The sequence below is a fragment of the Microbacterium sp. SS28 genome (assembly GCF_022761035.1).
Classification (GTDB): Bacteria; Actinomycetota; Actinomycetes; order Actinomycetales; family Microbacteriaceae; genus Microbacterium.
This window is the reverse complement of record NZ_JAKWJP010000004.1, coordinates 38052-59886: the sequence shown is the minus strand read 5'-3', so window position 1 is coordinate 59886 and position 21835 is coordinate 38052. Positions and strand designations below refer to the sequence as shown.

Genomic DNA, 21835 nt, shown 5'->3' with positions numbered 1-21835 from the left:
CTTTCAGAGGATGGGCTCGGACGGCTGGACGGATGCCGCGAGCTCGGAGGGTGCATAGGGGCTGAGGGCGGCGACGTCGCCGACGACGACGACGGCGGGGGAGCGGATGCCGCGCACGGCGGCCTGCGCCGCGATCGTGCCGAGCGTTCCGACGGTGACGCGCTGGCGCGGGCCGAAGCCGTCCTCGACGATCGCGACGGGGCAGTCCGCCCCGCGCTCGCCACGGGCGAGGGTGATCGCGGCGTGCGCGAGCGTCCCGACGCCCATGAGGAGGACGACGGTGTGGTCGCGGCCGCCGCCGAGCTCGCGGATCTGGTCGTGACCCGTGACGACGGTGAAGGCCGTCGCGATTCCGCGGTGCGTGAGCGGGATGCCGGCGATCGCGGGGACCGAGATGGCGCTCGTGACTCCCGAGACGACCTCGACGTCGACGCCCGCCTGGCGGCAGGCCTCGAGCTCTTCGACGCCGCGGCCGAAGATGTACGGGTCGCCGCCCTTGAGGCGCACGACTTTCTTGCCGTCGCGCCCGAGCTGGACCAGGAGCGCGTTGATGGCGTCCTGCGGGACGGCGTGGTGGCCGGGGAGCTTGCCGACGTCGACGACCTCGGCACGCAGCTGCACGCCTTCCGCGGCGAGTCCGTCCAGCACCGCGCGGGCCCCGAGACGGTCGGCGACGATGACGTCTGCGCCCTCGAGCGCCCGCAGGCCGCGGACGGTGAGCAGCCCCGGGTCGCCGGGGCCGGCTCCCACGAGCCAGACCTTGCCGGGGCCCACGCGCCCGGAGGCTCCGCGCGACGCGTCAGCGTCGTGTGGAGGGGGCGTGGGGATCATCGCCCGCTCCCCGTCACGAGGAGGCCGCGGCGTTTGAGCATGCGGCGCTCGATCGGTCCGAAGAAGACGAGCTCGATGAGCACGCCGATCGCGAGGATGAGGATGATCGTCGCGAGGACGCCCGCGAGGTCGGCGAGCTCGCGCGACTGCTGCAGCATCGAGCCGAGGCCGAAGCCGATCGTGCCGCCCACCGCGATGATCTCGGCGGCCATGAGCGAGCGCCACGAGAACGCCCAGCCCTGCTTGAGCCCCGCGACGTAGCCGGGGAGTGCGGCGGGCATGATGACGGCGGTCGCGAGCTGCCAGCGCGAGGCGCCGAGGACCGTGCCGACACGGCGCAGCTGCGGCGGCACCTGGTCGATGCCCGCGATGAGGCCGTTGACGATCGACGGGATGGCGCCCATGAGGATGACGAAGTAGACGGTTGCGTCCGAGAGGCCGAACCAGATGATGGCGGCGGGCACCCATGCGACCGAGGGCAGCACCTGCAGGCCGGAGATGATGGGGCCGACGGCGCGGCGGATGGGCCGCACCTCGGCCAGCAGCAGGCCGATCGGCGTGCCGACGATGATCGCGATGATGAAGCCGACGACACCGCGCTCGAGGCTCGTGACGACGGCCTCCTGCAGGCGTCCGGCATTCCACGCGTCGCCCATCGCCGTCCACACGGCGAGGGGGCTCGGCACCTTGTCGGGGCGCGGCTCGGCGATGACGATGTACAGCTGCCACGCGACGATCAGGAGGATGACGAAGACGATGGGGGGCACGACGCTCGCGGCGATGCGGCGCCAGCGGCTCTGCTCGGTCGCGGCATCCGTCTGCAGGCGGTCGAGGCCCGCCGAGAGGCTGCGCAGCTCGTCGCCGCCCTGGGCGGAGGCGTCGGCGAGGGTCGGTGAGGGGGTCTCAAGCGGCATTGCGGCGGATCTCCTTACGCAGCTGCTCTGTGATCTCCACCGAGAGGGCCGCGACCTCGGGCGACTCGATGCGCCGGCCCGTCGTCTTGGAGATGCGCCATTCCTGCACGACGCGGCCGGGACGGCTCCCGAGCAGCACGACGCGCTGCCCGAGGCGTGCGGCCTCGCGCACGTTGTGGGTCACGAAGACGATCGTGCGCCCCGTCGCGCGCCAGACGCGCTCGAGCTCTTCGTGCAGCAGGTCGCGCGTGATGGCGTCGAGGGCCGCGAACGGCTCGTCCATCAGCAGGACGGGCCGGTCCTGCGCGAGGGCGCGGGCGAGCGCGACGCGCTGGCGCATGCCGCCCGAGAGCTCGTGCGGGCGCTTCTCGGCGGCATCCGCGAGGTTGACGGTGTCGAGAAGCGTGAGCGCCTTCTCGCGACGCTCGGCGCGCGGCACGCCGCGCAGGCGGAGCGCCAGCTCGACGTTGCGGCGCGCCGTGAGCCAGGGCATGAGCGCCGACTCCTGGAACATGACGGCCGAGCCTCCGGCCGGCGTCTGGATCTCGCCGGCCGAGGGCAGCTCGAGGCCCGCGACGAGGTTCAGCAGCGTCGACTTGCCGCAGCCGGACGCGCCGAGCAGGCACACGAACTCCCCCGGTGCGATATCGAGCGAGACGTCCTCGAGCACGACGGGACCCGTGCCGAACCGCTTCGTGACGTGCGAGATGCGCACGGCGGGCGGAGGAGGCGGCGCCGGGGCGAGGACGGGCGTGACGCCGTCGAAGCTCGGCGCGAAGTCGCTCGCGCCGTGGGACCGCGGTGCCGCGCCGCCGAGAGGCGACGCGACACCGGCGGACCCGCTGACGGGTGTCGTCACGGAGTGTCCTCACCGAGGCCGGCGGCCGATACGGGCTCTTCGCCCGCAGCCGCCAGGATGCCGTTGAGCAGTCGCAGGTCGAAGAGGCCCTCGATCGAGCCCTCCTTCTGCGTGCCCGCCTGCAGTCCGTTCGCGACGAGCTGCTCGAACGTGTCGGCGTGCGGGTCGACCGCGAACGTCACGTGCTCGAGCGCGCGCGTGATGACCTCGTCGGCGATCGTCTTGCCCGTGTCGGCCTCGAGCTTCGCGTTGATGACGTCGGCGACCTCGTCGGGGTGCTCCGCGATCCAGTCGACCGAGGCGACGTGCCCCTGCAGCAGCTCCTCGACGACGTCCGGGTGCTCCTCGAGGAATTCGGCGCGCACGAGCAGGACGGTCGTCGGGAACTCGCCGTCCTTCCACAGGTCGGCCTCGTCCTGGAGGACGTGGGCGCCCGCCTCGACGATGAGCCGCGAGACCCAAGGCTCGGGCAGCCAGGCGCCGTCGAGGTCACCCGACTGGAAGAGCGTCAGGGTCTGCGCGTTCTCGGTCGGAGTGATGCTCACGTCGCCGCCACCCGTCGTGTCGGTCTCGTAGCCCTCGTCCTCGAGCCACACGCGCAGCGCGACATCCTGCGTGTTGCCCAGCTGCGGCGTCGCGAGCGTCGTGCCCGCGAGGTCGGCGGGGGTGTCGATGCCGTCTGCGACGACGAGCGCCGCTCCACCGGTCGCGGCGCCCGCGATGATGCGCGCGGACTCGCCGGCGGACTGGATGAAGGTGTTGATCGACGGGTTCGGACCGATGTAGGTCGCGTCGATCGCACCGGCCGTGAGCGCCTCGATCGCCGCGGGACCCGCGTTGAAGATCGACGTCGTGACGTCGACGTCGCCGAGGGCGTCCTCGAAGAGGCCCTCCTGCAGGCCGACGAGGGCCGGCGCGTGCGTGACGTTCGCGAAGTAGCCGAGACGCAGCTCGGTGACAGAGGGCGCGCTGTCGGCGGGGGTGTCGACGGATGCCGTGCTCACGCCCGAGGCGCAGCCTGCCATCATCATGCCGATCAGTCCCAGGGTGGTGATCGTCGTCGCTGTGCGAATGGTGTTCACTGTGTCGCCTCCTTCATTCGGCGTGGATGGGGTGGGTGGAGCGCGTGCAGCCGGTCAGGCCCGCACGATGCCGGCGGCGAGTGTCGCGCCGTCGGACGGATGGATGACGAGGAACGAGCCGCCGGCGCGGTTCTCCTCGTACGACTCGAGAGGCAGGTCGGACGCGAGCCGCAGCGTCGCGTGGCCGATGTCGTTGGTCTCGAGCAGCTCGGCGGGTTCGTAGGCGAGCGTGTCGAGGTCGCGGCGCGCGTCGATCGCCGACACGAGCGCCTGGACCGTGCTCGTGCCGTGCTTGACGAGCACGCGGGTGCCGGGGCGCAGGGCGCGCGCGTCGAGCTGGAAGAGCTCCGCCGAGACGTCGCGCGAGCCAGACGGCAGGGTTCCGGATGCCGCGATGACGGCGCCGCGCGCGGCGTCGACCTCGGCCCCGAGCTGCAGGGCGATCGACTGCGGCGCGTGCGCCTCGAGGACAGTGGCGCCGGCGACCTCGATGCCCGTCACGACAGTCTCGACGCCGGACGGGAACACCGTGACGGCATCGCCCACGCGCACCGAGCCGGACGAGATGCGGCCCGCGAACGCGCGGTAGTCGCGGTAGCGCTCCGCGAGCTCAGGGTCGGCCGCGAGCTCGGGCGCGAGCCCGCCCTGCGGTCGCAGCACGAGCTGGACGGGCAGGCGGAAGGGCTCGAACTCGGTCTCCAGCTCGTCGGCCGCCGGGAGCTGTTCGAGCAGCTCGAGCAGCGCGGGGCCGTCGTACCAAGGCGTGCGCTCGGAGCGGTCGACGATGTTGTCGCCCTCGAGCGCCGAGACGGGCAGGACGTGCACGCCCGCGATGCCGAGCTCGGCCGTCACGGTGCGCACCTGCTCGGCGACCGGCGCGTAGGACTCCTCGGAGTAGCCGAGCAGGTCGATCTTGTTGACCGCGACGATGACGTGCGGCACGCGCAGGAGGGCGACGACGGCGAGGTGGCGCCGCGTCTGCTCGAGCACGCCCTTGCGGCCGTCGATGAGGACGATGACGGCGTCCGCCGTCGTCGCGCCCGTGACCATGTTGCGCGTGTACTGCACGTGGCCGGGGCAGTCCGCGAGCACGAAGCTGCGCGCACCCGTCGAGAAGTAGCGGTAGGCGACGTCGATCGTGATGCCCTGCTCGCGCTCGGCGCGCAGGCCGTCGGTCAGGAGGGCGAAGTCGAACGCGCCGTGCGCGAAGCCGCGCTCGGCCGACGTGCGCGCGACCTGCTCGAGCTGGTCGGCGAGGATCGCCTTCGAGTCGTGCAGCAGGCGGCCGACGAGCGTCGACTTGCCGTCGTCGACGGATCCCGCCGTCGCGAAGCGGAACAGCGTCCCGGTCTCGAGTGTCGTCGACATCAGAAGTACCCGTCCTTCTTGCGGTCCTCCATGGCGGCCTCCGAGAGCCGGTCGTCGGCTCGCGTCGCGCCGCGCTCGGTGAGCGTCGTGCGCGCCACCTCGGAGACGATGGATGCCACGTCCGCGGCATCCGACTCGACAGCACCCGTGCAGCTCATGTCGCCGACCGTCCGGTAGCGGACGGTGCGCAGTTCGATCGTCTCGTCGGGCCGCGGGGGCGAGACCTCGCCCACGGCGCGCCACATGCCGTCGCGGGCGTAGACCTCGCGCTCGTGCGCGAAGTAGAGGGGAGGAAGCGGGATCTGCTCGCGCTCGATGTAGCGCCAGATGTCGAGCTCGGTCCAGTTCGAGATGGGGAAGGCGCGCACGTGCTGACCCGGCGTGTGGCGGCCGTTGTACAGGCTCCACAGCTCGGGGCGCTGGTTGCGCGGATCCCACTGCCCGAACTCGTCGCGCAGCGAGATGATGCGCTCCTTGGCGCGGGCCTTGTCCTCGTCGCGGCGTGCGCCGCCGACCACGGCGTCGTGCTTGCCCGCCGCGATCGCGTCGAGAAGCGGGAGCGTCTGCAGCGGGTTGCGCGTGCCGTCCGCGCGCTCCTGCAGGCGGCCGTCGTCGATGTAGTCCTGCACGCGGGCGACTTCGAGACGGATGCCGAGGCGCTCGACCGTCTCGTCGCGGAACGCGATGACCTCGGGGAAGTTGTGCCCCGTGTCGACGTGCAGCACGGGGAAGGGCACCTTGCCCGGGAAGAACGCCTTCGTCGCGAGGTGGAGCACGACGACGGAGTCCTTGCCGCCCGAGAAGAGCAGGACGGGCCGCTCGAACTCCGCGACGACCTCGCGGATGATGTGGATGGCCTCGGCCTCGAGCAGATCGAGCGTGCCCAGACGCGCGGGCGCCGTGGTCGCGGTCGTCGTGTCGGTGTCGGTCATTCGTGGAGCCCGCATTCCGTCTTCGAGAGGCCGGCCCAGCGGCCCGACCGAGGGTCTTCGCCCGGTGCGACGGGCTTCGTGCACGGCTCGCAGCCGATCGAGGGGTAGCCGAACCCGACGAGCAGGTTGACGGGAGCCTTGTGCGCTGTCGCGTAGGCGAGCACGTCGTCGAAGCTCCACGCCGCGACGGGGTTCACCTTGACGAGTCCGTTGCGCTCGTCCCACGTCACGAGCGGCGTGTTGGTGCGGGTGGGCGCCTCGTCGCGGCGCACACCGGTGAACCACACCTCGTAGCCTCCGAGCGCCTCCTGCAGGGGCGCGACCTTGCGGCGCGCGCAGCACAGGCCCGGGTCGCGCTCGAAGAGCTTGGCGCCGAACTCGGCGTCCTGCTCGGCGACGGTCTGGTCGGGCGTGATGTCGACGATCCGCACGTCGAGCGCGCGCTGCACCTCGTCGCGCGTCGCGTACGTCTCGGTGAAGTGGTAGCCCGTGTCGAGGAAGAGCACGTCGACGCCGGCGAGCTGCTCGGCGACGAGGTGCGGCAGAGCGGCGTCGGCCATCGAGCAGGCGACGGCTGCGGCATCCGTCCCGAAATTGCGGGCGACCCACGCGACGACCTCGGCAGCGGATGCCTCGTGGTCGGTCAGGCTGCCGAGTTCGAGGTTTCCCTGCTCGGCGAGGGCCGCGAGCTCTTCGTGCGAGCGCTTGACGGCGACGCGAGGGGCGAGTGAAACGGTCACTGGAGGGCCTCCTCGTCGGCGCGGTGGGCCCATTCGGCGAAGGTCTCGTCCGCCGCGACGTCGCGCTCGGCGAGGAATCGCTTCACGACGCGCTCGGTGTAGTCGGCGATGCCGTCCGCCGCGACCTTGAGGCCGCGCACGGTGCGGCCGAGGCCCGCCTCGTCGCGGTCGGCGCTCGCGAGGCCGCCGCCGAGGTGCACCTGGTAGCCAGGGACCTGCTCGCCGTCGATCGTGACGAGCTGACCCTTGAGGCCGATGTCGGCGGTCTGGATGCGGGCGCACGAGTTGGGGCAGCCGTTGACGTGCAGCGCGATCGGGTGCGGCAGGTCGAACTTCTCGAGACGCTTCTCGAGGTCGAGCACGGCCGCCGTCGCGTAGGCCTTCGTCTCGACGATGGCGAGCTTGCAGAACTCGATGCCCGTGCACGCGATCGTGCCGCGGCGGATGAGGCTCGGGCGGGCCTGGAGGCCCAGCTCGTCGAGGCCTGCGACGAGCGACTCGACGCGGTCCTCGGGGATGTCGAGGATGACGACCTTCTGGTGCGGCGTCGTGCGCAGGCGCGTCGAGCCGTGCGCCTCGATGAGGTCGGCGAGCTTCGCGAGGCTCGGACCCGAGATGCGCCCGACGATGGGCGTCGCGCCGATGTAGAAGCGGCCGTCCTTCTGCTTGTGGACGCCGACGTGGTCACCGTGCGTCTTGGGCTTCGGTGCAGCGGGGCCGTCAGGCAGGGCGTAGCCGAGGTACTCGTCCTGCAGCACCTGGCGGAACTTCACGGGTCCCCACTCGGCGAGCAGGAACTTCAGGCGCGCCTTGTTGCGGAGGCGGCGGTAGCCGTAGTCGCGGAAGATCTGCGCCACTCCGTGCCACGCCTCTGCGACCCGCTCGGGCGAGACGAACACGCCGAGGCGCTCCGCGAGGGCGGGGGTCGTCGAGAGGCCGCCGCCGACCCAGAGGTCGTAGCCCACACCGAGCTCGGGGTGGTCGACGGCGACGAACGCGACGTCGTTGATCTCGTGCACGACGTCCTGGCTGGGGTGGCCCGTGATGGCCGACTTGAACTTGCGGGGGAGGTTCGCGAGCGACTCGTCGCCGATGAAGGTCGAGGTGATCTCGTCGATCTGCGCCGTCGGGTCGATGAGCTCGTCCGCCGCGATGCCCGCGACGGGCGAGCCGAGGATGACGCGCGGGACGTCGCCGCACGCCTCGGTCGTCTGGAGGCCGACGGCCTCAAGGCGGCGCCAGATCTCGGGGATGTCTTCGACGCGGATCCAGTGCAGTTGGATGTTCTGGCGGTCGGTCAGGTCGGCGGTGTCGCGGCCGAACTCGGTCGAGATCCCCGCGACGACGCGCAGCTGCTCGGTCGTGAGTTGCCCGCCGTCGATGCGGACGCGCAGCATGAAGTACTCGTCCTCGAGCTCGTGCGGCTCGAGGGTCGCGGTGCGGCCGCCGTCGATGCCGGGCTTGCGCTGCGTGTAGAGGCCCCACACGCGGAAGCGGCCGTGCAGGTCGGTCGGGTCGATCGAGGCGAAGCCGCCCTTCGAGTACGTCTGCTCGATGCGCTCGCGGACGCTCAGGCCGTTGTCGACCTGCTTCCACTCCTCATTGCCGTTGAGGGGCGTCGTGCCGTCGATCTTCCACTGCCCGTTGGGGCGCGTGGACGGGCGGGGCGGACGTGCGCGTGCTCCCTCGGGGCGCGGCGGCGTTGCACGCGTGTCGGTGTCGCTGATGCTCACGGTAGGCCTCCGGTCATCCCGGGCATGCCCGGGCGCAGACTCTAGCGAGTCCACTCCCGCGAGAGTAGAAGCGGCGCCTTCGGAGACCTATCCGAGCGTCAAGCGACGTTAAGTTGCGTAACGGGGCGTCACACAGGTTGCATCGGGCCCATTTCCCGGACTCGGTCCAGAAAATGCAGGCCACCCGGTGCGGATATCCGCTTCGCGTGGGGATCTTCCCTCAAGGTGGACAGAGGTGTACGGTCCACGCCATCACCACAACGAAGTGGAGAACCCGATGACTCGCCTCATCTCCACCATGACAACGCTCGTCCTCCTCGTTTCGCTGACGATCTTCAGCTCGCCGCCGATGGCCTACGCAACGGGAACGGGGGTCGTCGACGGGTCGGTCTCGGTGCCGGCAGGTGCGAGCCTTGCGTCGGTGCGCGTCCACCTCAGAGACTTGTCCGATGCTCTCATCGGCGAGGCGACCCCCGACGGCACTGGTGCATACAAGTTTGCTGAGGTGCCGGAAGGCACCTACATCGTCCGGTTCATGTACGTGGGACAAGAGCCGATCCTGAGCGAGTTCGCGGGAAATTCCTACCGGAGGGATGCCGCGAAGCTGACGATCGTCAAAGGCGGAGGAACGAGTCATGAGGATGCAGCGCTGGAGCGCGGCGCGTCCCTGCGAGTGAACCTCCTCGATGCGTTCGGTCCCGTCGGCCCACCTGCATCTCTGGGAATCGAACTCGTTGGCCAAACGCCCGACCCGCAGACCCTGAACCCCGTCTACATGACCCTCGTGGCCGGCGTTTACGTTTCGTCGAAGTTGGAGCCCGGGGTCTACCGGCTCGTCGGTTCGGGGGACCGATGGCGAGTCACTTATCAGAACTTCGTGGTCGGCCCGGGATCGGACACGCCATCAACGCTCTTCGTAGCGCCCGGCACTGCAAGAGAGATCGACTTCACGTTGGCCACATTGGGAATCGTGCAAGGATCCGTGTCGGTGTCCACACCAACGGGCCCGCTCCCGTTCCGCGGATTTGCACACCTCGTCCCACTCGGGACGGCCTCCGTCGACGACATACCCGATGTCGGTGGGATTCCCGTCGAGAATGGCAGGTTCACGTACGTCGCGCCGGTCCAAGGAACATTCACGCTGTTCTTCGGGAGCTCCCCGGACTTCAAGACTCCGCGGATCTACTGGCCAGGCACCCGCGACGCAACTCTCGCAGCGACCATCGAAGTCGTCGATGGCAAGGTCAGCGATGTCGGTGAGACGGTCATCGAGCAAGGGGGACTTCTGTCGGGAACCGTCCTACGGAAGGACGCGAATGGCACGTCCGTGCCCTCGTCCGCGGACGTGGAGTTGTGGAAGCTGGACGACACCGGCCATTACGGCTTCTACTCGCGGAAACATACAGATTCCAGCGGCGGTACGGGTGCGCTCATCGTTGAAACCGGGACCTATGCGATCCGGGCGAAGCCCGATGCCGCCAGTCCTTTGTTGGGCGCGGAGTGGCACACGGATGCACGCTACTTCGCTGATCGGATCGATGTCGTGGTCGCGGCGGGGGAGAGTGTCGAGTTCCAGGACATCGTGCTGGAGGAGCGGTATTTCGATGTGTCGCGGATCGCGGGTGCGAACAGGTTTGAGACCGCGGCCGAAATCAGCAAGCTTGTCATCCCGGCGGGTCAGCGCGCGCCGGTCGTCTATCTGACGAACGCGTTCAACTTCCCCGATGCGCTTTCGGCGGGGCCGGCTGCGATTCGCGCGGGCGGGGTCATCCTCTCGACGGATCCGCTCAACCTGCCGACCGCGATCGGCGACCGGCTCTCGGAGCTCGATCCTTCGCGCGTGGTGATCCTGGGGGACGAGAGATCCGTGTCGAAGGCAGTGGAACAAGCGGTGCGGGCGCGGGTGCCGGGAGCGCAGATAGACCGGTTGGGTGGCGCGAGCCGTTACGCGACAGGGGAACTCATCGTGCGTGACGCGTTCGCCGGAACCGGTTCGCCGCATGCCATCATCGCTACGGGCTGGAACTACCCGGATGCGCTGGCTGCGGGTCCGGCGGCCGGGCTGGGTGACGCGCCGGTGATCCTCGTCGACGGCAAGAGCGGTCTCAACGGGGCGTCGCTCACATTGCTCCGTGATCTCGGAGTCACTGACGTCGTGATCGTCGGCGGGCTGCCCTCCGTAGGTGCGCAGCTCGAGGCCGGGTTGGTCGCGGAACTCGGCGCTGCGAACGTCACACGGCTCGCGGGTGCTAACCGCTACGAGACCGCGGTACTCATCAATGACCATTTCTTCGCCGACTCCGATTATGCGTTCCTCACGACAGGGCAGAACTTCGCCGATGCGCTGACCGGTGGACCGCTCGCGGGGTCGTTCGGGGCGCCTCTCTACCTCTCGACGCCGGACTGCATCCCCGCGAGTGCGGGCGACGCGATGTGGTTCAAGAACGTGGTGGCGATCCAGCTCTACGGCAGCACCGCGTCGCTCAGTGCCGACGTCGAAGACCTCTGGACGTGCTGACGTGGGACGCGTCAACTGACCGGACGCTTGCTCAGCGACGCCGACATATCGTTCCAGGATGCTGCAGACGTCCATTCTCACCATCGCGAAATCCCTCTCATCCACAGGTGCTCCGCGAGCAGCGGACACTCGTGTACGGTTCCGTGAAATACCCGCTCCCAGACTGAAGTGGATACGAAGATTACTCGCCTCATCTCCGCTGTCGCCGCGCTCGCCGCGGCGACGGTCCTCATCGCCAGCGCTCCGCTCGCAGCGTCGGCCGCACCCAATCCTCCAGCCGTGCCTGAACGCGGGGCATCGGACTCGGGTCCCACGACCAACTCTCGGGTGGCCGCTGCCTCTGGGATCCTCATCGTTCCCGTATACACGCGCCTGACCGCTGGTGGGATGCCGACGCCTGCTCCCGTGCCATCCAGCGTCGACATCCGTCTCTGGAAGCTCAACGCAGCGGACGATCTGTATTACCTGCAGCCCGAGAGCCCAGGACCGAGCCGGTGGTCCCCGCGCGGCGATGGAGTCTCGTGGCAGGCGTCGGTGGACGAGGGGACGTACATCGTGCAGTTCCGCCCGGCTGCGGCATCGGAACTCGGTTGGGAGTACTACGACGACTCGCCGTATTTCGGCGAAGGCACGCCCGTCGTGGTCGTCGGCGGAGCTGAGACGAAGCTCGACGACGTCATCCTCGACCCGCGCCTCTTCGACACCTGGCGCCTCGCGGGGACGAACCGTTTCGAGACGGCAGTCGAGATCAGCAAGCAGCTCTACGGTCCCGGTGACCACGCCCCCGTCGTCTACGTGACGAACGCCTTCAACTTCCCCGACGCGCTGGCCGCCGGTCCGGCGGCGATCCGCGCGGGAGGCGCAATCCTCTCCACGGATCCGCAGTACCTTCCACAGGTCGTCAGCGACCGCCTCGGCCAGCTCGCCCCTGCACGTGTTGTCATTCTGGGCGATACCAAATCGGTGTCTGGTGCCGTCGAGGCGACGATTCGCCAGCTTCTGCCGACAGCCGACGTCGACAGGCTCGGCGGCGACTCCCGGTACGCGACGGCGGACCTCATCGTTCGAGACGCCTTCCTGGCCACTGGGACGACGCACGCTGTGATCGCCACCGGGAACAATTACCCTGACGCGCTCGCCGCCGGCCCTGCGGTAAGTGTGGCCGACGCGCCGGTGATCCTCGTGAACGGGCATGGCGGGCTAGACGACCGCACCCGTGCACTCCTCGACGACTTGGGTGTAGTGGATGCCGTCATCGTCGGGGGTCTGCCCTCCGTAAACTCACAGCTTGAAGCCGAGCTGCGCTCGCAGCTGGGCTCTGCCCACGTCGCTCGGCTGGCAGGAGCCGACCGCTACGAGACGGCCGCGCTCATCAATGACTTCTACTTCGCTGAGTCGGACGTTGCCTTCCTCACGACGGGCGCGAACTTCGCCGACGCTCTCACGGGTGGGCCTCTTGCCGGCGCGTACGGCGCGCCGCTCTATCTGTCGTCAGCGGACTGTATCCCCGACCCGGCGGCAGATGCCCTCTGGGACAAGCAAGTGGCCGGCATCTTCATCTTCGGCGGCTACCCGTCGCTGAGCCCCGCTATCGACGCGCTCGCGACCTGCTGACATTCAGGGAGAGGGTGGGGTTATCGGGTCGAGGATCCCGGCGCCTCCCCCTCTCCGGGCGGGTCGCCGTCTTGCGACCGCCAGCCCGACTCAACGACCGTGTTAGCGTCACTCCACGCTCTCATTCCGACTGGAGCGAAGGGAGCGTGAGCGCCGTGCCGCGGACCGTTCTTGCCATTTTCGCGCTCGTGATCATCGCCTCCTTCGCAGGTTTCGCAGGTCGAGCCCCAGCGGCATACGCCGCTGACGCCCCTGCTCTCCAGTCGCCAGGCTCGATCGAGGGTGCAGTGACAGTCCGCTCGCAAGGAGCGGTGACGGCTGCCTGGGGTAACGCGTACTTGTACGCGGCAAAGGGTGAGCATGGCGAGTGGGAGAGCCTCGGCGGCAACACCTGGCTTCGAGCGGACGGGACTTACACGATCGACAACGTCGCCCCCGGTGACTACAAGGTCGTTCTTGAAGTCGAAGGAACTCCCTCGACTTTCGTGGGCGGTGCGATGGACGTCGACTCGGTCGGCGCGGACATCATCCACGTGGCGCCGGGGCAGAAGGTAGTCGGGATCGATCTCGAGCTGCAGGCTTACGCATCGATGGAGGCCGACGTCGCGGCGACGGACGGCAACGGGTCGAGCCTTCTTGCCGCCGGTTACACGTTCCTGTGGCGGCTCGATGAATTCACCGGATCGTACGAGATGGCGCTGAATGGCAGTCAGTCGATCACGGAAGGCCATGTCGATGTTCCGCAGTTGCCGGCGGGAACCTACGCTGCGCAATTCCAGGCTGACCCGCGGTCGGGGATCGGCGCCGAGTACTACCTCGACGCGCGACTGTTCGGGGATCGGACGGACTTCGTCATCGAGCCTGGGATGCACTTCGACCTCGGTCAGGTGACCCTTGGACCGCGCTACTTCGACGTCGATCGACATGCAGGACCAGATCGGTTCGCGACGGCGGTGGAGATCAGTCGCCAGATCGTTCCCATGGGTGAGCGGGCTACGGTCGTCTACGTCACGAATGCCTACAACTTCCCCGATGCACTTGCCGCCGGCCCAGCTGCGATCCGCCAGGGCGGGGTGATCCTCTCAACCGATCCGTCCGCCCTTCCTGCGATCGTCGCGGATCGCCTCGTTGAGCTTGACCCGCACCGCGTCGTCATTCTCGGCGACGCGAACTCGGTGTCCTCGAATGTCGAGGCCACAGTGCGCAGACTGGTTTCGGATGACGCGGAGGTGCTGCGCCTGGGAGGTGCTGATCGTTACGCAACTGCCGACCTTATCGTCCGGGATGCCTTCGGCTCGGCGGGAGCCACGCATGCCCTGATAGCTACAGCCCGCAACTACCCGGACGCGCTCGCCGCGGGTCCAGCGGCGGGGGCGTACGACGCGCCCGTCATCCTTGTCGATGGGCAGGCGGGCCTGGACGACCGGACCCGCACGATTCTGCATGACCTGGGCGTCACGAGGGTGTTCATCGTCGGGGGCGTCCCGTCGGTCGGCAGTCGGCTGCAGAATGACCTCAATGGTGAATTCGGCGCGGACGCCGTGTCGAGATACGCAGGAGCCGATCGCTACGAGACGGCGAGCATCGTCAGCGGGTTGCTCATCGGCCAGAGCGACCACGCATTCGTGACAACAGGCGCGAACTATGCCGATGCCCTGACCGGTGGGCCGCTGGCGGGCGCCCTCGGCGCCCCGCTCTACCTCGCGTACTCGGGATGCGTACCGCCGGCAGTGATGGACGGAATTGTCATCAAGCAGGTCGCGTCAATCAATCTGTTCGGGAGCGAAGCCTCACTCGGTCGGCCGGTCGAGGAACTCGTCACCTGCTGAGACGCCTCGTGCTTCCGCTCAGCCGGAGAGGGCCGAGCGATAGCGGTCGATGACGAGGTCGACGAGGGATGCCGCGGGCGCGTCGTCGTCGAGCAGCGGGCGTGCGACGGGCGAGGTGCCCGAGAGGCGCACAGCGAGGTCATGGAAGTACCCGGGCGCGAGCAGGTAGTTCGCGACGACGACGCGACCGGATGCCGCGGCCTGCGCCGCCGCGACGGCTTCGCCGAGGCGGGGGTCGGCGGCGGCGAGGAAGCCGACGCCGACGTCGCGGCGGAGGCGCTCGCCGAGCATCCGCCCGATCGCGCGGCAGTCCTCATTGGCCCGATCGTCGCTCGAGCCGGCGACGGCGAGCACGAGGTCGTCGCCGTCCGTCAGGTCGAGCGGAGCGAGCCGCTCGATAAGGGTGTCGACGAGGCGCGCGTCCGGCCCGAGTGCCGGGGCGATCGTGATGTCGCCGCGGCCCGCGATCTGCTCCTTGAGGTCGACGCGCACGTGGTAGCCCGCCGAAAGGAGGAGCGGCACGATGACGACGGGAGCGCCGTCGGGAAGGGCGTCGAGGGATGCCGCGACATCCGGCTGCTGAACATCCACATGTCCGAGCCGGACGGTGACATCGGGCAGGCGCGCGGCGACGGCGTCGACGAGGGCAGCCACGGCGGCCTGCCCCTCGGGGGACGCGGTGCCGTGCGAGATCGCGAGGAGGGCGGGAGGCGTCATGCCGCCATTCTGCCGTGCCCGCGGGCACCGCCGGTTCTCGCTCCCACCCCGTCGCTGAGCCGGCCGAAGCGTCGTGCCCGAGGGCGTGGAGTCGCCGAACGACCCCTCGGCGGACACGGGACCGTGCGGCAAAGGGTGAGTCGGCGTCGGGTGCCGCGCGTTGACGCGGCATGTCCTCACCCCGTAGGGCTGGTGGCTCGGGTTTGGGGTGAGTTGGCGTCGGGTGCCCTGCGTCGATGCGGCATGGGCTCACCCTGTCCGGGCGGGTGGCTCGGGTTTGGGGTGGGTCGGCGTCGGGTGCTGCGCGGTGATGCGGCGTGTCCTCACCCCGTAGGGCCGAGTGGCGGCCATCGCGGCCGCTGAGGCTGCCGAAGTGCCGTCCTGGGAGACAGGCGGTCCCCGGGCGACCCGTGAGAAGGGGCCGGCCCGGGGACCGGGTGAAGCGGAGTCCGCTCAGCCGCGCTCGGCCGCGCCGCGCGCGTAGCCGGCATCGAAGCCGCGCTCGTAGGCGTGCTCCGATCCCTGCGGGCGCTCGCCGTGGCCGGGACGCTCGCCGTGGCCGTGGTGTCCGCCGCCGTGGTGGCCGTGGTGCGGGCCGCCGTGACGGCCTTCGTGCCACTCGCCGTGCCACTCGCCGTGCCCGTGACCGTGCCCGCACTCGTGCTCGGCCGCGTGCCCATAGCCGCGCTCCTGTCCGTGCCACGGCGCGAACCCGCGCGCGAAGCCCGGACCGAACCCGGAGCCAGGACCGAAGCCCGGACCGAACCCGGACCCGAAGCCCGCGCCGCGCTCGAATCCGCGACCGGGACCGAAGCCGCGGCGTCCGCGCGGGCCGAAGGGCGAGGCATCCTCGCTCCAGCCGAGTTCGCGTGCGATCGCCTCGAGGGAGGTCATCGTCGTCGCGAAGTCCTCGGGCGAGACAGCGCCTGCGGCGCGTCCGCGGATGTCGCCGACGAGGCTCGCGAGCCGCTCCTTGGCGGCGCGCCCTTCGTCGGTGAGGGTCCAGGTGCCGTCGCCGGCCTGGTCGACCCAGCCGCGGCGCTCGAGCCCTGCGAGGCGCTTGCCGCGGCGGGCGAGGCGCTCGGCGAGGCCGGGCACCTCGACGTCGCCCGACACCGCGTTCAGCAGCATCCAGTCGCGTCGGCTCACGCCCTCGTCGCCGAGGACGCGTGCGAACTCCTGCGTGAGGAGGGCGTCGACCGCGCGGAGCCAGTAGCCCAGGGGTCGGCGGTCGGTGGGAACGGCGCCGTCGGCGCCCGGTGTGAAGTCGTTGTCGTTCTCCATGGGAAGTCCTTTCGTGGCGGTCGGCCCGAGGCCCCGCCGAGAGATACATGCTCATGTGCATGTAGTTGTAGTGTGACATGCACTCCTGAAGCATGTCAAGTCGCATGTAAATTGGAGGGCATGAGCTCCCCGTCCTCCGACCCCGTCGACGCGATCGCCGCTGCGCTCGCCCGCCTTCGAGGGCGCCGGATGCCGCGCCCCCCGTGGGACGCACCGGATGGCGGATGGGGCCGCCCCGGCCATGACGGTCGCCACGACGGTCCCCATGACGGCCACCACGACGGGCATCACGGCGGTCCGCACCACGGCGGCCGGCGCGGCGGACCGTGGGGCCCGCCGCCGTGGATGGCGGGTGCGCGGTTCGGCGGGCCGGCGCGCCTGCGCCTGCTCGAGGCGCTCGTCGCGGCATCCGGTCCCCTGTCGGTGAGCGAGGTCGGAGAGGCGATCGGCGTCGATCAGCCGCGTGCGTCGCGGCTCGTGCAGCAGGCGGTCGAGCTCGGGCTCGTGCGCCGCGAGGCCGACCCTGCCGATGCGCGGCGCACGCGCATCGCGCTGACGGACCAGGGCCGCACGATCGTCACGGGGTTCCGCGGCGAGCGGCGGGACGCGATCGACGCGGCGCTCGCGGACTTCTCGGAGGCCGACCGCGACGAGCTCGCGCGGCTGCTCACGAAGCTCGCGGAGGCCTGGCCGCGCGACTGACCGGCACCCCCGGCATCCCTCTTCCCGCTCACTCGCGGCGGGTCGGTAACGCCTTCCATTGCTCATAGGTCAGATGTATGATCTACTAAACCCGATGGTCGCCCCGTAGCGATCAGTCGTCGACGAAGCCGACCCAGAAAGGCTCTTTGCAATGGCCGCACAGCAGCGCAGAAATCTCCCTCGACTCTTTGCCGCGGGCACCGCCCTTCTCGGTCTCGTCGCTCTCACGGCGTGCTCGGGCGAGACCGCTCAGGTCAGCGACGAGTACGGCTTCGCCGCCGCCGAGCAGGTCGCCGACAGCCCCATCACGGTGTGGGTGGATGCCGCGCGCGAGCCCATCGCGAAGGCGTTCCAGGAGGAGAACCCCGACGTCGAGATCAACATCGAGACGTATGACGGCAACGCCGGCGGATCCGGGTCGTTCCAGACCAAGGTCGCCCTCTTCGACCAGTCCGGCGAGGGCTGGCCCGACGTCGTCTTCTCGACGCAGACCAACGACGCGGCGTGGGCGGCGAAGGAGACCAACGGCGTGCAGGCCTTCGCGGCTCCGCTCAACAAGGGCCTCCTCTCGGACGAGTTCCTGGGCGGCTTCACGAAGGGCGCCAACGACCCGATGACCGTCGACGGCACCGTCTTCGGCCTCCGCAACGACCTCGCGCCCGTCGCGCTCTGGTACAACCAGCCGCTGCTCGACGAGTTCGGCTACGACATCCCCGAGACCTGGGAGGACTACGAGGCGCTCGGCGACAAGCTCGCGGCGGAGCACCCCGGCTACATCCTCGGCTCGATCGGCGACTCGTTCGTCGGCACCTACGTCTACTACTGGGGAGCCCAAGCGCCCATCTTCCAGCTCGACGGCAACACCTTCTCGTCGGACTTCGAAGACCCGCACTCGGTCGCGATGACCGATCTGCTCGACCACATGGCCGGCAACGGCACGCTCGTGCAGGACAGCGTCTTCAGCGCGACGTTCGTCGAGCAGTACGCCGACAAGCTCGTCGCGATCCCCGGACCGGCCTGGTACGCGGGTGCCCTCTTCCAGAACCCCGACAACATCAACGCGGACCCCGGCACCTTCGGCGCCGCGAACCCGCTGTACTGGGAGGGCGAGGACAAGGTCACCGGCAACGTCGGCGGCGGCGTCTGGTACGGCTCGAGCCACTCGAAGAACCTCGACGCCGTGTCGCAGTTCCTCGAGTACGTCATCTCGTCCGACAAGGCAGTCGAGCTCGCCTCGGGCCTGCCCGCCTATGACTCGGCAGCGGCATCGTGGCTGTCGACCCAGGCCGAGAGCGGCTTCTTCGTGGGTGACTTCGAGGGTGCGCTCTCGACCGCCGCCTCGAGCGTGTGGAGCGGCTGGGGCTTCCCGAGCTTCAGCCCCGAGACCGCCTACGCGGCAGTCGTCGTCCCGGCGCTCGCCGAGGGCAAGACCATCGCCGACGTCGTCGACGAGTGGCACACCCAGATCATCAACGAGGCCCAGGTCCAGGGCTACGAGATCGCGGAATAGTCAGGTCCGATCATCGCCACGACAGCACAGCTGACGGCTCCCGCCGTCGGTCCCCTCGGGGGCCGGCGGCGGGCTGGCCGCAGAAAAGCACCCGACCGCAGCCAGGCGCGCATCGGCTACCTGTTCGTGAGCGGCTATACGGTCCTGCTCCTCACGTTCGGCCTGTTCCCCGCGCTCTACGCGGTCTTCCTCGCCTTCACGAAGAACGGCGCCTTCGCGGGCGTCGACAACTTCGTCAAGGTCTTCAACGACTACCGCTTCTGGCCCGCCGTCCAGCACGTCGCGATCTACATCGTGTTCTGGCTCGCCTCGCTCCTGATCTTCGTCGTGCTGCTGGCGCTGCTCGTGCACGGCATCCGGTACCGGGTGGCCTCGTCATCCGTCCGCTTCCTGTACTACATCCCCGGCGCGCTCGCCGGAGCCTCGAGCGTCATGCTGTGGCTCTTCCTGCTCGACCCGACGGTGAGCCCCGTGTCGGGCATCCTGCGCGCGTTCGGGTTCGAGACCTTCACGCAGGTCGTCTCAATCGACAACCTGCCGATCGTGTTCACGCTCATCGCGTTCTGGGCCGGCGCGGGCGGCTGGATCGTCATCATGTACGGCGCCCTCAACAACATCTCGGACGAGATCATGGAGGCCGCCCGCATCGACGGCGCGGGCCCCATCGCCTCGGCGTGGTACATCCAGATCCCGCTCATGCGGAAGTGGATCTCGTACATGGCCGTCATGTCGCTCGCCGCCGGCACGCAGCTGTTCGTCGAGCCGCGCGTGCTCTCGCAGGCGTCGAAGGGCGTCGTGCCGCAGGACTACTCGCTCAACCAGCTCGCCTACCTCTACGCCTTCAAGCAGAGCGACTTCAACGGGTCGGCGGCGATCTCGCTGCTGCTGCTCCTCGTCGCCGTCGGGCTGTCGGCGCTGTTCGTCTTCCGAGGGGGACTCTTTGAGCGCGACTGAGACCATCGTCCGCCCCAAGGGCCGGTCGACCTACGGGCTGCGCGATGCGCAGACCCTGCGACCGAGCCCCGCGCGGTGGATCGGCAGGGTGCTCTCGTGGAGCGTCATCGCCTTCTTCATCCTGTTCTTCATCGTCCCGATCGTGTGGCTCCTGCTCGCGCCGACGAAGACGCCGCGTCAGCTGCTGCTCGACAACCCCTTCTCCTTCGGCGCGTTCAGCACGCTCGCGTCGAACTGGCAGGAGCTCATGGAGTTCCAGAACGGGATCGTGTGGGTCTGGCTCGGCAACGCGGCGCTGTACTCGGGCGTCGCGCTGATCCTGACTCTCGTCGTCAGCATCCCCGCCGGGTATGCCCTCGCGCTCGTGGAGTTCCGGTTCCGCCGCACGCTCCTGGTCGCGACCCTCATCGTGATGCTCATCCCGAACACGGCGCTCGTGCTGCCGATCTTCCTCGAGCTGAGCGCCCTTAAGCTCGTGGGCACCCCGCTGTCGGTCATCCTGCCGTTCTCGTTCTTCCCGTTCGGCGTGTATCTGACCTACATCTACTTCTCGACGGCCGTCTCGCGCGATCTGCTCAACGCGGCGCGCATCGACGGCGCGGGGGAGTTCCGGGTGTTCGCGCAGATCGCGATGCCGCTCGCGACGCCGGTCATCGCGCTCGTCGGGTTCTTCAACCTCGTCGGCAACTGGAACAACTACTTCCTGCCGTTCGTCATGGTGCCGGGGCGCAAGTCCCCCATCCAGGTCGGCCTCGCCGAGCTGCTCTCGAACGTGCCGCTGTTCAACCCGACGACGGCGGGCTCCGTGACGATCGACCTGCCCGTTCTCGCGATGGCGACGGTCCTGTCGGTCGCGCCCGTGCTGATCATCTTCCTGTTCTCCCAGCGGTTCCTCGTGAGCGGCATGACGGCGGGCGGCACGAAGGAGTAGACGGACGACAGATGACGGATGCCGCGGCCTGCGCCGCGGCATCCGTCATCTGTCTCGGTCTCGCGAGCCGGCCCGCGCTCGGGCTCAGGAGGCGGCGTCGGGGAGCGGGGTCTCGGCGATGACCGCTCCCGCGAGCATGCCGTCGATCGCCTCGGGGGCGAAGCCGAGCTCGGCGAGGATCTCGCGCGAGTGCTCGCCCACGAGAGGTGCGCCGCGCTCGACCGAGGCCGGCGTCTTGTGGAACTTGTACGGGAACCCGGGCGTCTTGATGTGCCCCTCGGTGGGGTGGTCGTACTCGATGAAGGTGCCGTTGTGGATGATCTGCGGATCCTCGACGAGCTCGGCGTAGCCGTAGACGGGCCCCGCCCAGATCCCGACGCCCAGCAGCGCGTCGAGCCAGTGCTCGGAGGTGTCGCCCGCGAGTCGGGCAGCCGTCTTGGCGTAGAGCTCGTCGCGGTGGGTCCAGCCGTGCTCCTCGGCATCGAGGCCCGCGAACGAGGGCTCGCCGATCACCTCGCCGAGCACCGCGAGGTCGGCGAACGCGAGCGCGATGTAGCCGTCGGAGGTCGCGAAGACGCCGTACGGCGCCCGGATGTACACGTGCGCGTTGGGCTCGGCGCCGCGCTCCTGCGGGACGGAGCCGACCGTGTGCACCGAGAGCTCCTGCATCTGCAGCGTCGTCAGGGCATCGAGCATGTTGACCGTCACGAGCTGGCCCTCGCCCGTCCGCTCGCGGTGCAGCAGGGCGGCGAGCACCGCCTCGAACGCCGTCGAGGCCGTCACGGCGTCGGCGAGGTATTGGCCCGCGGGCGTCGGGGGCTCGCCCGCGCGACCGGCCGACAGCATCGCGCCGCTCATCGCCTGCAGCAGGAGGTCCTGGCCGGGGCGGTCGCGGTAGGGGCCGTCCTCGCCGTAGCCCGACATCGAGACGTACACGAGCGAGGGGTTGAGGGCGCTCAGCGTCGCGTAGTCCAGGCCCAGCCGCGCGGCGACGCCGGGGCGGTAGTTCTGGATGAACACGTCGGCGGTGCGGACGAGTTCGCGCACGACGTTCTTGCCCTCGTCGGACTTCAGGTCGACCGCGAGCGAGCGCTTGTTGCGGTTGAGCGACAGGAACGACACGTTGATGCGGTTGCCCTGCGCGCCGCCGGCCGCGGCGAAGCGCTGCCACTCGCCCGCCGTCGGCTCGACCTTGATGACGTCGGCGCCGAGATCGCCGAGGCGCTGCGCGGCGAACGGACCCGCCATCGCGATGGAGCAGTCGACGACGCGGTAGCCGTCGAGGATCCGGGAGGGAGCGTTCATGGTGCGAGGCCT

General features: G+C 69.5%; 18 protein-coding genes. 7 read left to right on the top strand and 11 right to left on the bottom strand.

Annotation, left to right across the window (positions count from 1 at the left end):
• Positions 1 to 3: 3 nt before the first annotated feature.
• From cobA to MJ607_RS11945, 8 genes are all read right to left on the bottom strand, one after another.
• A complete protein-coding gene (gene cobA, locus MJ607_RS11980; RefSeq protein WP_243075833.1) occupies positions 4 to 831 on the bottom strand; it encodes a uroporphyrinogen-III C-methyltransferase in 828 nt (275 codons plus the stop codon).
• Positions 828 to 1745 carry an ABC transporter permease gene (locus MJ607_RS11975; RefSeq protein WP_243075832.1) on the bottom strand — a complete coding sequence of 306 codons (918 nt, stop codon included), beginning with the start codon at positions 1743 to 1745 and terminating at the stop codon, positions 828 to 830. Before MJ607_RS11975 ends, cobA begins: the two co-directional genes overlap by 4 nt.
• A complete protein-coding gene (locus MJ607_RS11970; protein WP_243076250.1) occupies positions 1735 to 2460 on the bottom strand; it encodes an ABC transporter ATP-binding protein in 726 nt (241 codons plus the stop codon). Before MJ607_RS11970 ends, MJ607_RS11975 begins: the two co-directional genes overlap by 11 nt.
• Before the next feature lie 140 nt (positions 2461 to 2600).
• Entirely contained in the window at positions 2601 to 3686 is a 1086-nt protein-coding gene (locus MJ607_RS11965; protein ID WP_243075831.1) for an ABC transporter substrate-binding protein, read from the bottom strand.
• 54 nt (positions 3687 to 3740) lie between these two features.
• Positions 3741 to 5054 carry a sulfate adenylyltransferase subunit 1 gene (locus tag MJ607_RS11960; protein WP_243075830.1) on the bottom strand — a complete coding sequence of 438 codons (1314 nt, stop codon included), beginning with the start codon at positions 5052 to 5054 and terminating at the stop codon, positions 3741 to 3743.
• A complete protein-coding gene (cysD, locus tag MJ607_RS11955) occupies positions 5054 to 5986 on the bottom strand; it encodes a sulfate adenylyltransferase subunit CysD (protein ID WP_243075829.1) in 933 nt (310 codons plus the stop codon). The genes MJ607_RS11960 and cysD overlap by 1 nt, the downstream gene beginning before the upstream one ends.
• On the bottom strand, positions 5983 to 6726 hold the full coding sequence (locus MJ607_RS11950; protein ID WP_243075828.1) for a phosphoadenylyl-sulfate reductase: 744 nt from the start codon (positions 6724 to 6726) through the stop codon (positions 5983 to 5985). Before MJ607_RS11950 ends, cysD begins: the two co-directional genes overlap by 4 nt.
• On the bottom strand, positions 6723 to 8453 hold the full coding sequence (locus MJ607_RS11945) for a nitrite/sulfite reductase (RefSeq protein ID WP_374238057.1): 1731 nt from the start codon (positions 8451 to 8453) through the stop codon (positions 6723 to 6725). The genes MJ607_RS11950 and MJ607_RS11945 overlap by 4 nt, the downstream gene beginning before the upstream one ends.
• A 283-nt stretch (positions 8454 to 8736) precedes the next feature.
• On the opposite strand from MJ607_RS11945, the gene MJ607_RS11940 reads away from it, so the two are divergent.
• From MJ607_RS11940 to MJ607_RS20225, 3 genes are all read left to right on the top strand, one after another.
• Positions 8737 to 10977 carry a cell wall-binding repeat-containing protein gene (locus MJ607_RS11940; RefSeq protein ID WP_243075826.1) on the top strand — a complete coding sequence of 747 codons (2241 nt, stop codon included), beginning with the start codon at positions 8737 to 8739 and terminating at the stop codon, positions 10975 to 10977.
• Between the two features lie 405 nt (positions 10978 to 11382).
• The gene (locus MJ607_RS11935) at positions 11383 to 12591 is read left to right on the top strand and encodes a cell wall-binding repeat-containing protein (RefSeq protein ID WP_243075825.1); all 1209 of its coding nucleotides are present in this window, start codon (positions 11383 to 11385) and stop codon (positions 12589 to 12591) included.
• A 146-nt stretch (positions 12592 to 12737) separates the two neighbouring features.
• On the top strand, positions 12738 to 14420 hold the full coding sequence (locus MJ607_RS20225) for a cell wall-binding repeat-containing protein (RefSeq protein WP_243075824.1): 1683 nt from the start codon (positions 12738 to 12740) through the stop codon (positions 14418 to 14420).
• An 18-nt stretch (positions 14421 to 14438) separates the two neighbouring features.
• On the opposite strand, the gene MJ607_RS11925 is transcribed toward MJ607_RS20225, so the two are convergent.
• Positions 14439 to 15137 (bottom strand): sirohydrochlorin chelatase, encoded by a 699-nt coding sequence (locus tag MJ607_RS11925; RefSeq protein WP_243075823.1) that lies wholly within the window; start codon positions 15135 to 15137, stop codon positions 14439 to 14441.
• A gap of 453 nt (positions 15138 to 15590) precedes the next feature.
• Positions 15591 to 16421, bottom strand: coding sequence for a MarR family winged helix-turn-helix transcriptional regulator (locus tag MJ607_RS11920; RefSeq protein WP_243075822.1), 831 nt, complete (start codon positions 16419 to 16421; stop codon positions 15591 to 15593).
• A gap of 120 nt (positions 16422 to 16541) precedes the next feature.
• Here MJ607_RS11920 and MJ607_RS11915 point away from each other — a divergent pair, with 120 nt between their 5' ends.
• The 4 genes from MJ607_RS11915 (at position 16542) to MJ607_RS11900 (ending at position 20518) form a co-directional block, all read left to right on the top strand.
• Positions 16542 to 17123, top strand: coding sequence for a MarR family winged helix-turn-helix transcriptional regulator (locus tag MJ607_RS11915; protein ID WP_243075821.1), 582 nt, complete (start codon positions 16542 to 16544; stop codon positions 17121 to 17123).
• A 151-nt stretch (positions 17124 to 17274) separates the two neighbouring features.
• On the top strand, positions 17275 to 18633 hold the full coding sequence (locus tag MJ607_RS11910) for an ABC transporter substrate-binding protein (RefSeq protein WP_243075820.1): 1359 nt from the start codon (positions 17275 to 17277) through the stop codon (positions 18631 to 18633).
• A gap of 126 nt (positions 18634 to 18759) precedes the next feature.
• Positions 18760 to 19587: a carbohydrate ABC transporter permease gene (locus MJ607_RS11905; RefSeq protein ID WP_243075819.1), complete on the top strand. Its 828-nt coding sequence runs from the start codon at positions 18760 to 18762 to the stop codon at positions 19585 to 19587.
• A complete protein-coding gene (locus MJ607_RS11900; RefSeq protein WP_243075818.1) occupies positions 19574 to 20518 on the top strand; it encodes a carbohydrate ABC transporter permease in 945 nt (314 codons plus the stop codon). Before MJ607_RS11905 ends, MJ607_RS11900 begins: the two co-directional genes overlap by 14 nt.
• A gap of 84 nt (positions 20519 to 20602) precedes the next feature.
• Here the strand turns inward: MJ607_RS11900 and MJ607_RS11895 are convergent, their stop codons facing one another.
• Positions 20603 to 21823: a CaiB/BaiF CoA-transferase family protein gene (locus MJ607_RS11895; RefSeq protein WP_243075817.1), complete on the bottom strand. Its 1221-nt coding sequence runs from the start codon at positions 21821 to 21823 to the stop codon at positions 20603 to 20605.
• Positions 21824 to 21835 lie beyond the last annotated feature (12 nt).

Coding starts and splice junctions, on each gene's coding strand:
- MJ607_RS11895 (WP_243075817.1), bottom strand. CDS start 21,823: ATGAACGCTCCCTCCCGGATCCTCGACGGCTACCGCGTCGTCGACTGC.
- MJ607_RS11920 (WP_243075822.1), bottom strand. CDS start 16,421: ATGGAGAACGACAACGACTTCACACCGGGCGCCGACGGCGCCGTTCCC.
- MJ607_RS11975 (WP_243075832.1), bottom strand. CDS start 1,745: ATGCCGCTTGAGACCCCCTCACCGACCCTCGCCGACGCCTCCGCCCAG.
- MJ607_RS11940 (WP_243075826.1), top strand. CDS start 8,737: ATGACTCGCCTCATCTCCACCATGACAACGCTCGTCCTCCTCGTTTCG.
- MJ607_RS11925 (WP_243075823.1), bottom strand. CDS start 15,137: ATGACGCCTCCCGCCCTCCTCGCGATCTCGCACGGCACCGCGTCCCCC.
- cysD (WP_243075829.1), bottom strand. CDS start 5,986: ATGACCGACACCGACACGACGACCGCGACCACGGCGCCCGCGCGTCTG.
- MJ607_RS11910 (WP_243075820.1), top strand. CDS start 17,275: ATGGCCGCACAGCAGCGCAGAAATCTCCCTCGACTCTTTGCCGCGGGC.
- MJ607_RS11915 (WP_243075821.1), top strand. CDS start 16,542: ATGAGCTCCCCGTCCTCCGACCCCGTCGACGCGATCGCCGCTGCGCTC.
- cobA (WP_243075833.1), bottom strand. CDS start 831: ATGATCCCCACGCCCCCTCCACACGACGCTGACGCGTCGCGCGGAGCC.
- MJ607_RS11960 (WP_243075830.1), bottom strand. CDS start 5,054: ATGTCGACGACACTCGAGACCGGGACGCTGTTCCGCTTCGCGACGGCG.